The 13,191-nt window shown below is 59.2% G+C and carries 12 protein-coding genes; 10 read left to right on the top strand and 2 right to left on the bottom strand.

The annotated features are described in order from the left end of the window. Positions 1 to 108: 108 nt before the first annotated feature. The 3 genes from WC811_RS19470 (at position 109) to WC811_RS19480 (ending at position 5,039) form a co-directional block, all read left to right on the top strand. Complete coding sequence (locus WC811_RS19470) at positions 109 to 1,344, top strand: efflux RND transporter periplasmic adaptor subunit (RefSeq protein ID WP_372647093.1); 1,236 nt, start codon at positions 109 to 111, stop codon at positions 1,342 to 1,344. Continuing rightward, positions 1,341 to 4,499, top strand: coding sequence for an efflux RND transporter permease subunit (locus WC811_RS19475; RefSeq protein ID WP_372647094.1), 3,159 nt, complete (start codon positions 1,341 to 1,343; stop codon positions 4,497 to 4,499). Before WC811_RS19470 ends, WC811_RS19475 begins: the two co-directional genes overlap by 4 nt. 330 nt (positions 4,500 to 4,829) lie before the next feature. Next, positions 4,830 to 5,039, top strand: coding sequence for a hypothetical protein (locus WC811_RS19480; RefSeq protein ID WP_372647095.1), 210 nt, complete (start codon positions 4,830 to 4,832; stop codon positions 5,037 to 5,039). 41 nt (positions 5,040 to 5,080) lie between these two features. On the opposite strand, the gene WC811_RS19485 is transcribed toward WC811_RS19480, so the two are convergent. Continuing rightward, the gene (locus WC811_RS19485; RefSeq protein WP_372647096.1) at positions 5,081 to 5,371 is read right to left on the bottom strand and encodes a hypothetical protein; all 291 of its coding nucleotides are present in this window, start codon (positions 5,369 to 5,371) and stop codon (positions 5,081 to 5,083) included. 304 nt (positions 5,372 to 5,675) lie between these two features. Between WC811_RS19485 and WC811_RS19490 the strand changes: the two genes are divergently transcribed. From WC811_RS19490 to WC811_RS19510, 5 genes are all read left to right on the top strand, one after another. Further along, a complete protein-coding gene (locus WC811_RS19490; protein WP_372647097.1) occupies positions 5,676 to 6,581 on the top strand; it encodes an MBL fold metallo-hydrolase in 906 nt (301 codons plus the stop codon). An 89-nt stretch (positions 6,582 to 6,670) separates the two neighbouring features. Then, a complete protein-coding gene (locus WC811_RS19495; protein ID WP_372647098.1) occupies positions 6,671 to 7,636 on the top strand; it encodes a LysR family transcriptional regulator in 966 nt (321 codons plus the stop codon). A gap of 85 nt (positions 7,637 to 7,721) precedes the next feature. Further along, positions 7,722 to 8,558, top strand: a complete 837-nt coding sequence (locus WC811_RS19500; protein WP_372647099.1) for a hypothetical protein — start codon at positions 7,722 to 7,724, stop codon at positions 8,556 to 8,558. Next, the gene (locus tag WC811_RS19505) at positions 8,558 to 9,622 is read left to right on the top strand and encodes a putative urea ABC transporter substrate-binding protein (protein ID WP_372647100.1); all 1,065 of its coding nucleotides are present in this window, start codon (positions 8,558 to 8,560) and stop codon (positions 9,620 to 9,622) included. Before WC811_RS19500 ends, WC811_RS19505 begins: the two co-directional genes overlap by 1 nt. Positions 9,623 to 9,667: 45 nt before the next feature. Continuing rightward, entirely contained in the window at positions 9,668 to 10,702 is a 1,035-nt protein-coding gene (locus tag WC811_RS19510; RefSeq protein ID WP_372647101.1) for an isopenicillin N synthase family dioxygenase, read from the top strand. Positions 10,703 to 10,717: 15 nt separating this feature from the next. On the opposite strand, the gene WC811_RS19515 is transcribed toward WC811_RS19510, so the two are convergent. Further along, a complete protein-coding gene (locus WC811_RS19515; RefSeq protein WP_372647102.1) occupies positions 10,718 to 11,617 on the bottom strand; it encodes a LysR family transcriptional regulator in 900 nt (299 codons plus the stop codon). 113 nt (positions 11,618 to 11,730) lie between these two features. Here WC811_RS19515 and WC811_RS19520 point away from each other — a divergent pair, with 113 nt between their 5' ends. Next, positions 11,731 to 12,597: an NmrA family NAD(P)-binding protein gene (locus WC811_RS19520; protein WP_372647103.1), complete on the top strand. Its 867-nt coding sequence runs from the start codon at positions 11,731 to 11,733 to the stop codon at positions 12,595 to 12,597. A gap of 158 nt (positions 12,598 to 12,755) precedes the next feature. Further along, positions 12,756 to 13,178 (top strand): VOC family protein, encoded by a 423-nt coding sequence (locus tag WC811_RS19525; protein ID WP_372647104.1) that lies wholly within the window; start codon positions 12,756 to 12,758, stop codon positions 13,176 to 13,178. The last annotated feature ends 13 nt before the right edge of the window (positions 13,179 to 13,191 follow it).

Genomic DNA, 13,191 nt, shown 5'->3' on the forward strand with positions numbered 1-13,191 from the left:
ATACATTTTGAAATCTTGAGCGCCTATACGCCACCCGAGAGTTGACTTACTATGCTCTCGACGCTTCTTACGCCTTCCACATCTGCATAGTTCGGGGTGACTTCTCGGATGAGTGATAATTATGGACTGCGGCCGTCCGCTTGCCGGGCCACGGGGCAGGCTAAAAGCGGCGGCCTCGTATCGAGCTATACCTCCTTCGCTTATCCGGTGTTTGCAATCGTCGTATCGCTCGGGCTTTCGGCTTGCGGCGAAAGGAATGCTTTCGTCCCGCCACCACCGCCGAAAATCGAGTTGGCAGCGCCCGTAAAGCAGACAGTTACGCGCTATCTGATGGCCACGGGAAATGCGGCGGCGATCAACACCACGACGCTCGTTGCGCGCGTTCAGGGCTTCATTCAGGGCATCGACTACAATGACGGCGATGCCGTCAAAACCGGCAAGACGCTGTTTGTCATCGAGCAAAAGCCTTATCAACTGTCGCTTGAGCAGGCCCAGGCGGGTCTCGCAAGCGCGGAAGCCAACACCAAGAAAACGAAGGCCGACTATGAGCGCCAAGTCGATCTTGCGGCAAAGAATATCGCGAGCCAAGCGACCCTCGACGCGGCGACCGCCACTTACGACGCAGCTGTCGCCGCGCAGAAGCAGCAGCAAGTCGACATCGAGCAGGCGCAGCTCAATCTCAGCTATACCGACGTCCAGGCGCCCTTCGACGGGATCGTAACTGCGCGTCAGGTTTCGATGGGGCAACTTGTCGGCGCGGGGAGCCCGACGACGCTCGCGACGATCGTTCAGATTGAGCCGATCTACGTTACTTTCGCGGTCAGCGAAGCCGATGTGCAGAGCATTCGCTCAGACATGAGAGCGCGGGCGATTACGCCCGAGGAACTGAAGAAAATCCCGGTCGAGGTCGGCCTGCAGAGCGAGACGGGTTTCCCTCACAAGGGGACCCTCGATTACGCCGCGCCAAGCATTACGTCGGCGACGGGCACGCTGTTGGTTCGTGGGATATTCGAGAACCCGAACAGGGCGCTACTGCCGGGATATTTCGTTCGGGTGCGCGTTCCGCGGGGCAAGGACGTTAACGCGCTGCTGGTTCCGGATCGGGTTGTCGGCAGCGATCAAGCCGGGCGCTACGTGTACGTTGCGAACAAAGATAATGTCATTGAGCAGCGAAAGATCGAACTTGGTCCTCAGGTCGGCGACTTGCGCGTTGTCGAGAAGGGGATCTCGGCGGACGATCGCGTCGTCATTTCCGGCCTGATGACCGTCGTACCAGGGCAAAAAATCGAGCCCGTTATGACGACGATCAGCGCTCCTGCACCCGACGCGGGCGCTGGGCCATGATTTCAAAATTCTTCATCGAACGTCCGGTTCTCGCGAACGTCATCGCTATTTTGATGGTCGTCATCGGCGCCGTTTGTGTATTCGAACTACCGGTGGCCCAGTATCCGAATGTGGTGCCGCCGACCGTGTCGGTCACGACCAGCTACCCTGGCGCGAGCGCTCGTACCGTTATCGATAACGTCGCGCTGCCGATCGAGCAGCAGGTGAACGGCGTCGAGGGCATGATCTACATGCAATCGTACGCCGCATCGGACGGCACGTATTCGCTGACGGTCACGTTTGCCATCGGGACCGACCTCAACACGGCGCAGATCCTCGTACAGAACCGCGTCTCGGCGGCGATGGCGTCACTGCCGCAAGCAGTCCAGGTGCAGGGCGTCGTCGTTCAGAAGAAGTCGACGTCGATCCTGGAGATCGTGACGCTGACGTCGCCGGACGACAGCTTCGACAGCCTTTATCTCAGTAACTACGCGACGATCCGCTTGAAGGACGAGATTTCGCGTTTGCCGGGTGTGGGCAACGTCAATGTGTTCGGCGCGGGCCAATACTCGATGCGGGTGTGGCTCGATCCTGAAAAGATGCAGGCCCGGAGCCTCAATGCACAGGACGTGATCCAAGCGCTACAGCAGCAGAGCGAGCAGGTGACAGCCGGTCAGGCGGGTATGCCGCCTGTCTCCGGTTCGCCAGCGTTTCAATATACGATCGATGTCCAGAGCCGCTTCGACGATCCCGAGCAGTTTGCCAACGTCATCGTCAAGACGGGCACCGACGGCGACCTGACGCGATTGAAGGACGTCGGACGCGTCGAACTCGGTGCTCAGACCTACTCACAGGTTTTCCATCTTGACGGCAAACAGGCGGCCGGACTTGCGATCTTCCTGACGCCGGGTGCCAACGCTCTCGACGTCGCGAAAGAAGTCTCCGTCAAGATGGCGGCCCTGGCGAAGGAATTTCCGCAGGGCATGGCCTATCTCATTCCTTTCGATACGACGCTGTTCGTGCAGCAGGCGATTTCGGAAGTCTACCGGACGCTGATGGAAGCCGCGATCCTGGTTCTTATCGTCATACTCGTCTTCCTGCAGGATTGGCGGGCGATGCTTGTTCCGGCGACGACCGTGCCGGTTACGATCATAGGCGCCTTTGCGGCAATGGCCGCGATGGGCTTCTCAGTCAACCTTTCGACGCTGTTTGCGATCGTGCTCGCGATCGGCATCGTCGTGGACGACGCCATCGTGGTCGTCGAAGGTGCGGCGCATAACATCGAAAAGGGCATGTCCGGCCACGACGCCGCGATCGCCGCCATGAACGCGCTCATGGGGCCGATCATCGGCATCACGCTCGTTCTCATGGCGGTGTTTCTGCCGGCTTCGTTCTTGCCCGGGCTTACGGGGCAGATGTACGCGCAATTTGCGCTGGTGATCGCCGCCACCGCCTTGATCAGCGCGATCAACGCAGCGACGCTGAAGCCGACGCAATGCGCGCTTTGGCTCCGGCGTCCGGTGCCGCCCGAGCAGCGGAATGCTTTTTATCGCGGCTTCAATGCCGTCTATCAACGCATCGAGAACTGGTATGCCAGCGTCATCGAGAGGATGGTTCATCACTCCATCCCGATGTTCATCATTGCGATGGCCATCATCGGCGCCGCCGTCTACGGCATGACGCGCGTCGCGACGGGATTTCTGCCTGTCGAAGACCAGGGCTATCTGATCGCATCGGTTCAACTTCCGAATGGCGCTTCGCTGGGACGCACTCAGCATTCGCTCGATCAAGTCGAGCAGATCGCGAAGACCGTTCCGGGGGTCGAACGCGTCATTACGATCGCCGGACTATCGCCGCTCGATAACAGTGCGTCGCTCGCGAACGCGGGCGTCGCTTACATCATGCTGAAAGATTGGAGCTTGCGGGGCAAGGACGAGGATCTCGCATCGCTCTACAAAACTCTGAACGAGAAGATGAAAGCGGTCGCGGACGCTTTCGTCATGGTGCTGCCGCCGCCGCCGATCCAGGGCATCGGCAATGCGGGCGGGTTCACACTTCAGATCGAGTTGCGCGATAGCAGTTTCGATCTTCTGAAGCTCGAAAGCGCAGTCAACGCCGTAGCGAACGCCGCCAACACGCAATCGGGTATCCAGCGGGCGTCTACGACGTTCAAGGCGACGGCGCCGCAATACAAAGTCACGATCGATCGTGCGAAAATTCAGACGCTGCTGCTGACGACCGAAGATGTTTTCTCCACGCTGGCGAGCTATCTCGGTTCGAGCTACGTCAACCAGTTCAACAAGTTCGGGCGCGTGTTCCAGATCTACGTGCAGGCGGATGCGAAATTCCGCATGGAACCGCACGAAATTCTGAACCTCAAGGTGCGCAATCAGAACGGAGACATGATCCCGCTCGGGACAGTGATGACGATCACTCCGATCGTCGGTCCGTCGCTCATCAGTCTTTATAATCTTTATCCGTCGGCCACGATTGTCGGCGTGCCCGCGAAAGGTTTTTCGTCCGGCGATGCGATGGCGCTGATGGAGCAGATCGCTGCGCGGACGCTGCCGCCAGGCGTCGGTTATTCTTGGACGGCGCTCTCCTATCAGGAAAAGCTGGTGGGTGGGCAGATCTACTACGTGTTCGCACTCGCCATGCTTCTGGTCTATCTCGTTCTCGCTGGGCAGTACGAGAGTTGGTACGCGCCGTTGTCGGTTCTTTTCGCTGTGCCGCTGTCGCTTGTTGGGCCAGTATCGGTGATGCTTGGGCTCGGCATCGACATCAACCTCTATGTTCAAATCGGCTTGGTGCTGCTGATCGCGCTTTCGGCGAAGAACGCGATTCTGATCGTCGAAGTGGCGCGGGAGCTTCGGGCGGAAGGCAAGGCGATCGCGGAATCCGCGCTTGAAGCCGCGCGGGCCCGTTTCCGGCCGATCCTGATGACGTCGTTCGCGTTCATTCTCGGCGTAGCGCCGCTGGTCTTTGCTACGGGAGCGGGCGCGTCGGCGCGGAAATCCATCGGCATCACCGTCTTCAGCGGCATGCTTGCCTCGACGTTGCTTGCGGTGTTGTTCGTGCCGTCGCTCTTCGTCGTCGTTCAACGGTTTGAGGAGTGGCGCCGCTCACGCAAGGCACCGGCCGTCAAGACAGCCGAGGGAATACCGCCGCCCGCATAAGGCAATTTTCTGCCGCCTGATGGTGTCGTCGCGGCTGAATGACGTTCTTGTGGGGAGGTCCGGTTGATGCCAGATCGCCGCGGGGCCTATCTGGGAGAAAACATCTGGGGTGCGCCGGTCGAGTCGTCAGCTTACGGTCCGGGCTCGTCGGCCGAGTGTGACGGCGAAACGAGGTGACTATCGTGATCCCGAAACTGAGCGTAAAAGAGCTTTGGGGCGCGGAGTTCAGAGGGTGTTATGGCCAAGTGGCGTCGACGTAGCCAAACGAGTGAGGCAGCCGTTCGGCGTCCGGAGAGTTTCGACCTTCCGCGTTTTCTGAAGCTTTGCGGCATGCTCGCTTCTCCCAACGACGGGGAACGTGCGGCGGCGGCGTTGAAAGCCTCCGAAATGCTGAAAGCCGCCGATTTGACGTGGCACGACGTCATCAAGGACACAAAAGCACTGAACGACCACCTTGCGCTTGGAAGCGCCGACGACGAAGAGGCCCGGGCTCAACGGTTCTGGAAAACGAGGGGGGCTCCGGTTCGCGCGAGGGCCTGATCGGGTATCCAGCGCGTGCCACCCGGCGGTAGCCGAGTGCGCTATTTTTCGATTTCGAAACCCTTGATCGCCCACGCCGAGGCGTAGCCGAACAGCCAAAGCGCGATTGGCGGGGCAAAGAGCAGGATCGGAACTTCGATGAAATCGCCGCGCGTGCTCAGGCTTCCTTGGACGCCTTCGAGCAGAAGGTAGATCGTCCAGCCCATGATCCAACCGGCGGATACGAGGATCCAGACGCGAAAGAGCCCGCGTCTCCAGTTCAAGGGAGGAGACGAAGACTCCGCTCTCAGATCGTTGGCCGGAACCCGGCGCGGAATCCCAAAATTCGGCATATCACCCTCCAGTTGCGAAAGGACGAGCATCGCTGCCGGTCTTTGACCGCGCTCAGTCCGTTCCGCCGCCCGCTCCTGTCATCACCTGAGAAAATGTCCATGGGCATCAGCATGCTACCACGGCCATCTTCCTCGTACCACGCCCTTACCCGGAAACGCTGCCCGGCGCGGCAAGCAATCGGCAAGGCGATTATGTCGCCGCAAGGGCGACCGTTCTCCGGAACGGCCGATGCTACACTTTCTCTAGGGGAATGTTCCGCCGGAGCTTGTGATAGCGGCGGAGCGCCCGCGATGAGCAATGATCATGACGCAGACGACGACACTCACGGTTTTGGATCTCGGCGAGCATTTGCTCGGCTTCTACGACGGCCGCATCCCGGGCGTGAGATACCATTCCGACGAGCCGAACTGGCTCGACGACGGCGGCTTCGCGCTCGGCATTTGCAGCTATGCGGTCATCGATGGGCCATCGGCAATCGTCTATGATACCCATCTTTCGATTGCCCACGCGCGTGATATTCGAACAGTTCTTGAAGCGAGGGGCGTTCGCGACATCCGCGTCGTGCTGAGTCACTGGCATTTGGATCACGTCGCGGGAAATGCCGTCTTCAGCGATTGCGAGATCATTGCGTGTGCGGAAACCGCGCGTTTTCTTTTGGATAAGAAAACCGAAATCGAAAACGGCACGCACGATGGGCTGCCGGCGATTTCACCGCTCGTCCTGCCGACGACGATTTTCGACGGCGGGCATGATCTCAGATGTGGGAACGTCGCCGTCGAATTGCGGCCGCTCGACATTCATAGCCGGGACGGCGTCGCCCTGTATTTGCCGAGTGACGGAACGCTGCTCGCGGGCGACACGCTTGAAGATACCGTTACCTATGTCGTTGAACCCGACCGATTGTCGGAACACCTGCGAGATATCGAGCGGATGTCGACGTGGGATTTTTCGCGCATTCTCCCGAACCACGGTGCGAAAGAGCGGATCATGGGAGCGGGCTACGATCGCCGTCTCATTGACGCGACGCGAATTTATGTCGAGCGGCTTTTGAGGGTTACCGACGATGATGGGTTCGCAGCGCTTTCGCTTGCCGCGTTCATTCCGGAGCCGTTGGCGGTGGGAGCCGTGACGTTGTTTGAGCCCTATGAGGCCGTCCATCGGGGAAACGTAGAAAAGGTGCTGGCGGCCGAACGATTGCCATCAGCCTAGCCCGTCCGAGACAAATTGCCGGGAGCGAGGCACTTGGATGTGTACGTTCGCGAGATATGCTGCCGCCGAGAGTTGCGAGCGCGGGAGCCATGACAAGCGGATTACGAATATCGAGGAAGGGTCAGCAATTTGCCCGCAATCTCGACTGGAATCTCGTGAGGCTTTTTCTCGACATCGTGCGGTCGGGAGGGATCAGCACAGCCGCGCGCGCGCTCAACAAGCAGCAGCCAACGATCAGCGCGGGACTGAAACGTCTCGAGGATCACGTCGGGGCGCCGCTCTTCGTGCGATCCGCTAGAGGCGTAGCGCTGACTCCGGCAGGGCGGTCTTTTCTCAAAGCGGCTGAAGATATCGAAATCCTGATTTCGGGTATGCCGGGCGATGTCGCGCAGTCGGCGGGGCGATTGCAGGGCGTCGTGACGCTTCGCGTCATATCAGACCTTGTGGCGCCAGCATTCGATCAGGCGATGCTGACGTTCCATCAGGTCAATCCGGAAGTCGAAATCCGCTTCGACATTGCGCCATGGCGGGATGTCGTGCTGTCGGTGAAGGATGGAGGCGCGGACATCGGCATCGCCTGCGATGTGGTCACTGGCCCGGACCTTCGCTATCGGCCCTTGATGCGCGAATGGCAGCAACTCTATTGCGGAAAGGCGCATCCGTTGTTCGGAGCGGCGCCGACGGAACCCGACGCCGTGGCCGATGAGATTTTTGTACTGACAGGCGAGGATGAGCCCGCCGAGCTTGCGGATTTTCGTCAGAGGTATCGACTGGGCGAGCGTTCGGGCGGGTCCGCCGAGACACTGCACGAAGTCAAGCGTCTCATTCAAATCGGCATCGGCATCGGATTTCTGCCGACGGTCGTCGCGGCGGAGGCCGTTGACGCGGGCGGCCTTTGGCCGATGCTCCACCCAGACATTCTTCCAACCTATCCCGTCTACCTCATCACGCGGGATTCAAATCTCAGTCCGTCTGCGCGGGCGCTGCTCGATATGATCGAGATGCACGTTAAAGACCCCGATCCAGAGAGCGCCGAGGCGACGCGCCGGACATAGATCTGATCTATGGCTCGCATCGGTATGCGACCGCTTCTGACGCGATGTTTTCGATGACAGTCTGTTGTTATTGGAGACTGCACAAATGGTCGAAATCAAAGATACGCTTGGGCTGTGGGAAAGGTCGCTTATCGCGTGGCCGGACGGGCGCGAGGACCGCACGACGTTCGTCGCGTGGCTGCAAGGGCCGAAATTGTTCGCTGATCTCCGGCAACCGGCCAATCCTCCGTCGTTTGACGGCGTGTCGTGCCTCAACGATCTGGAGCCTCATCATCTCGGCTGGCTGGCCCAGCAGGAAGGATTTGCCGGACATTTGGTGCAAACCGGCGATGCTTTCGAATGGCGTCGCGCGATTGATTTCCAATGTCCGGGCGACGCCGTCGACGCAGGATATTTAGCGTTTTCAGATGGCATGCTGATTGAGCGGGGGAGAGACATACCCTACATCGAGCATTGGCATCACACCTCGCCGAACCTCGATCCGCACTTTGCTGCTCGTATGCGCACCGAGGATGGCCTCTTGGGTTTCCTGGTGCGGGTCGGCGATATTTTCATGTACGTGCGAAACCGGGCGGGCGCGCTGCCGCACGGCGGTTCGCTTGCCGAATTCGTCAAGGCCTCGTCGCCGCAGGATGCGCGGGCGCTGCTCGATTGCGAAATCTCGCTAGGGCGGGTGCGTGATGGGTCGTGGCTGATTGGGCGATCGAGCCTGCCGTTCCGCGTCAGATCCGATCTCGCACCGACGTTTTCGCGCGATTGCGAGACCATCACAGTTTGCGACGTGACTGCGGCCGGTGCGCCGTTCACGCGGCAATGGACGATCGTCGACCTCGACGTTTGCGATCGGCAACAAAATCTTTCGGGGTCCGGACACGACGACGGAGTGCTTTCCATTTTTCGCTCAATGACAGGGAGAGCCTGATGGCCATGCGTTCGATGTTTCGTCTTGTCCTTTGCGCCGTTTCCGTACTTTTTGTAGCGACGCTGCCTGCGCGCGCCGAGCCGACCTTTAAAGTCGCGTGGTCGATCTACACGGGATACATGCCGTGGCCCTATGCGCAGAATGCTGGCATCCTGCAGAAATGGGCCAAGAAATACGGTATCAACATCGAACTGGTTCAGGTCAACGATTACGTTGAATCGATCAATCAATATACCGGCGGCAAGGTCGACGCGGTCACCGCAACGACGATGGATGCTTTGACAATCCCGGCCGTCGGCGGCGTCGATACGACCATTCCCATTCTTGGTGACTATTCGAACGGTAACGATGGAATCGTCTTGAAAGGCGCGAACAAGACGTTCGCCGATCTCAAGGGCAAGAAGATCAATCTCGTTCAGTTCTCGGTGTCTCACTATATGCTGGCGCGTGCATTCGAAGCGCATGGCATGAACATCAGCGATGCGAAATTGCAGAATGTTTCGGATGCCGATTTCGTCTCGGCCTTTATGACGCCCGACGTCGATGCCGTCGTTGCGTGGAACCCGGCTTTTATCGAACTGAAGAAATTGCCGAACGTCAGCGTCGTCTATCAATCGACCGAAATGCCCGGCGAATTGGTGGATGCACTGCTTGTGAATACGAAGACCCTTAAAGAGCATCCGGAACTCGGCAAGGCGCTGACCGGCGCTTGGTTTGAGACGCTTGCAGTGATCAAGGCCAACGACGCGAAGAGTGCGGAAGCTCGTAAGCTCATGGCCGATCTCTCGGGGACGAGCGTCGAAAGCCTCAACTCCCAGATCGATACGACGGCATTCTATTACGATCCGGGCGCCGGCGCCGCGTACACGCGCTCGCCAGACATGGTCAAGGCGATGGATCTTGTGCGCACCTTCTGCTTCGATCAGCAGCTGATGGGCACCGGCGCAAAATCGAAGGATGCAATTGGGATTGCGCTTCCTGGGCAAACGCTCGGCGATGCGTCCAATATCAAGCTCCGACTCGATGATACGTTCATGCAACTCTTGGCAGACAACAAGCTCTGAGCAACCGCGTCAGGTTCGTCACCGATTAGATGTAAGAGGAAAGAGATGAGCACATCAGGAAACTTCTCGAGCATTCCCATCGTCGACGTCACGAAGCTTCGGACGGGCACGCCCGCCGAGCAGATGGTGGTTGCGGAGGAACTTGGAGAGGCCGCTCGCGCTGTCGGTTTCGTCTACGTTACGGGCGGCGGCATTGACGAAGCTCTTTTCGATGGTGTTCTCGACGCGACCAAGCGCTTCTTCGCGTTGCCCTACGACGAGAAGATGAAGGTCTATATCGGCAATTCGAGAAACCATCGCGGCTATGTTCCCGAGGGCGAAGAAGTCTTCGCCTCGGGTTCGAAGGACAAGAAAGAAGCGTACGATCTGTCGATCGATCTGCCGTCGGACGATCCAGATTTTGTCGCGGGAAACCCGCTTCTCGGGCCGAACCAATGGCCTGACCTGCCGGGTTTTGCCAGGGCCGTGGACGATTACTACACCTCGGTCTTCGCCCTCGGCCGCGTTTTGCTGCGTGGTTTTGCGATGGCGATCGGCGAGGAGCCGACGTTCTTCGATCAATACGTTACGAAGCCGCCCAGCCAGTTGCGTTTGATTCATTATCCCTTCGATTCCGGTGCCGAAGATCGGCCGGGTATTGGCGCGCACACCGACTATGAGTGTTTCACGCTGTTGAGAGCGACGTGTCCAGGTCTTGAAGTCATGAACGGCGCGGGGGAATGGATCGATGCGCCGCCGGTTCCGGGTGCGTATGTCGTTAACATCGGCGACATGATGGAGATCTGGACGAACGGCGAATTTCCGGCGACGTCGCACCGTGTTCGCAAGGTGCCGGCGGAGCGTTATTCATTCCCGCTGTTCTTTGCAGCCGACTATGACACGGTCGTCGCACCGTTGCCCCGCTACGTTGCCGCCGACACACCGCAACGGCCGTCTCTCAAGGCAGGCGAACATCTCTTCGCGCAGACCATGCAGAGTTTCGCCTATCTGAAAGAGCGCCGTGCGCGGGGGGAGATCGTGCTTCCGGACGGCTCGGCGCCGCTCTCGTCGTTCGGACAGGAAGCCCGGCTGAAGTACTGAGCACAATGCCGTTTCTCAACGAACGGCTTTCAGGATGAAGTCGACGAAGGCGCGGACCTTGGCGGCCGGGTGATGGCGCGAGGGATAGTAGGCGTTGAGCGGAAATCGTTCGTCGGCCCAATCGGGGAACAGTTCAATCAGTTTTCCGCTCTTGATAGGATCTTTGGCCACGACTGCGAAAACCTGGGCGATGCCGGTTCCGGCGAGGCATTCGGTCAGCATCGTTGCGGCGTCGCTCAGCAGAAGACGGCTCTTGGTCTTGACGGGCAGGATTTTCCGGCCCTTGTGAAATTCCCAATCGAAGGATTGGCGGGTCACGGGATCGCGGTAGTCGATGCAGGCATGACCGACGAGATTACTCGGATGAAGTGGCCGGCCATATCGCTTCACGTAGCTTGGTGCCGCAACGGTGATGACTTGAAGATCCGCCAATTTGCGCGCGATCAGCGCTGACGACGGAAGATTTCCGAAGCGGATCGCAACGTCGATGCCGTCGCCCACGAGATCGCCGATCTGCTCGCGCGTCACGCAATCGAGCGTCAACTCCGGATAGAGATCGAGAAATTTGCCGAGCCGTCCCGGCAGAATGAGCTGCGATACGACGGGGTCGATATTCACCCGCAGGCGTCCGCGTACGATGTTGGCCGAGCCGGAGGCGACGGTCGCCGCATCCTCGATGTTGGCAAGGCTCGGCTTCACTTGCTCATAAAATCGCCGGCCTTCGTCGGTGAGCGCGATGGAACGTGTCGTCCGGTCGAGAAGCCGCGTGCCGATCCGGGCTTCGAGCCGGGATATGGCGCGGCTGACGCCCGACGTCGTCAATCCGAGCGCATCGGCAGCGCGGGCAAAGTTGCCGGCTTCGATGACTGCTGCGAGAACCGATACGCCGGAGAGCAAACGTCCGTCGAACGGCATCGTAGCCTCGCAATTGTTGATTTCACGGCAATAATATTTGGACGAGAGCGCACTTCAGTCAAGTCCCGCAAGGTGGCACCTTCCGTTTCATCAAACGATTTTGGGGACTTACCATGTATGCGATCACCGGAATTACAGGTCAGGTCGGGGGCGCGATGGCCCGGGCACTGCTCGATGCAGGGCAGCCGGTTCGGGCCGTGGTGCGGGACGTCGCCAAGGGCGCCGAATGGGCGACGAGGGGATGCGAGGTGGCGATAGCGACGATGGAAGACGGCGCGGCGCTCGCCGAGGCTTTCAAGGGCGCGGAGGGCGTGTTCATCCTGCCGCCGAACGAGTTCGATCCATCGCCCGGCTTTCCCGAAGCGCTGGCGGTGATCGACGCAGTTAAGGAAGGTCTCGAAGCGGCCCGTCCGGGGCGTGTCGTCTGTCTGTCAACGATCGGGGCACAGGCGCATCAACCCAATCTCCTGACGCAGCGAACACTGATGGAACAGGAACTTGGCAAGCTCGCCGTGCCGATGACGTTCCTCAGGCCGGCTTGGTTTATGGAGAATTTCGCGTGGGACGTCGCCTCAGCGCGTGACGCGGGCATTATCGCGTCGTTTCTGCAGCCTCTCGACAGGACGGTTCCGATGATCGCGACCGTCGATATCGGACATCTGGCGGCGAAGCTCATCCAGGAGCGCCGGGAGGGACGGAGGATTGTCGAACTCGAAGCCGAGCGGCGATATAGTCCGAACGACGTGGCCGCGGCTTTTGCCGACGTTCTCCGGCGGCCGGTGCGTGCGGAAGCTGTTCCACGCGAGACGTGGGGCGCCCTGTTCAAGTCGCAGGGAATGAAGGACCCCTTGCCGAGAATTCAGATGCTTGACGGATTTAATGAGGGCTGGATAGCTTTCGAAGGCCCTCCGTCAAGCATCGTGAAAGGACCGACGACGCTTGAGACGGTGATGCGCGCTTTGGTCTCGTCTGAAAGCTGAAACTTCGCAGATCCGCGCATCTCACAGTGCCAGCGACGAAGTGGGATTTGCTTTCCAATAAGCCGTCACGCTATCCGGAACGCTGGACACAGATCCGGGTTTGCAGCCACGCGATTGGGTGGACTGCACATCGCGTTGCTCGAGTCAGGGAGCGGCTAATGGCGCGTTTTGTCGGCATTGACCATATTTCGATCCGGGTGAGCGATTTTCCCCGGTCGAAACATTTCTATAGCGGCCTCTTCGACTTTCTCGGACTCGAGGTGTTGGATGAATACGACGACTCAATGGGCTGGACGAATGGAAAAACCAGGTATTGGATTGGTCAAGCCGACGAGAAAGGGCGCGAACATAAACATCGCACTGGTGACATCGGCCTGCATCACTATGCCTTCCAGTTGCGCAGTAGAAAAGACGTCGACGATCTCCAAGACTATTTACGAAAACACCATGTAACGATCGTGGACCCCGCCGACGTATACTACGAAGACTACTACGCTGTATTTTTCCTCGATCCCGACGGTATCAAGCTTGAGGGCATGAAATACGGTGAAGAGAAAGAAACGGCCCGAAAGAAGACGTGAGCTGCCCGGGTAA

Origin of the sequence: Hyphomicrobium sp., assembly GCF_041659645.1 — a bacterium.
Lineage (GTDB): Bacteria > Pseudomonadota > Alphaproteobacteria > Rhizobiales > Hyphomicrobiaceae > Hyphomicrobium_B.

Excerpts from the sequence above, each read along its gene's own strand:
- WC811_RS19470 (WP_372647093.1), top strand. The coding sequence starts at position 109 with ATGAGTGATAATTATGGACTGCGGCCGTCCGCTTGCCGGGCCACGGGG.
- WC811_RS19495 (WP_372647098.1), top strand. The coding sequence starts at position 6,671 with ATGACAAGCGGATTACGAATATCGAGGAAGGGTCAGCAATTTGCCCGC.
- WC811_RS19515 (WP_372647102.1), bottom strand. The coding sequence starts at position 11,617 with ATGCCGTTCGACGGACGTTTGCTCTCCGGCGTATCGGTTCTCGCAGCA.
- WC811_RS19480 (WP_372647095.1), top strand. The coding sequence starts at position 4,830 with ATGCTCGCTTCTCCCAACGACGGGGAACGTGCGGCGGCGGCGTTGAAA.
- WC811_RS19505 (WP_372647100.1), top strand. The coding sequence starts at position 8,558 with ATGGCCATGCGTTCGATGTTTCGTCTTGTCCTTTGCGCCGTTTCCGTA.
- WC811_RS19520 (WP_372647103.1), top strand. The coding sequence starts at position 11,731 with ATGTATGCGATCACCGGAATTACAGGTCAGGTCGGGGGCGCGATGGCC.
- WC811_RS19485 (WP_372647096.1), bottom strand. The coding sequence starts at position 5,371 with ATGCCGAATTTTGGGATTCCGCGCCGGGTTCCGGCCAACGATCTGAGA.
- WC811_RS19525 (WP_372647104.1), top strand. The coding sequence starts at position 12,756 with ATGGCGCGTTTTGTCGGCATTGACCATATTTCGATCCGGGTGAGCGAT.
- WC811_RS19475 (WP_372647094.1), top strand. The coding sequence starts at position 1,341 with ATGATTTCAAAATTCTTCATCGAACGTCCGGTTCTCGCGAACGTCATC.
- WC811_RS19500 (WP_372647099.1), top strand. The coding sequence starts at position 7,722 with ATGGTCGAAATCAAAGATACGCTTGGGCTGTGGGAAAGGTCGCTTATC.
- WC811_RS19490 (WP_372647097.1), top strand. The coding sequence starts at position 5,676 with ATGACGCAGACGACGACACTCACGGTTTTGGATCTCGGCGAGCATTTG.
- WC811_RS19510 (WP_372647101.1), top strand. The coding sequence starts at position 9,668 with ATGAGCACATCAGGAAACTTCTCGAGCATTCCCATCGTCGACGTCACG.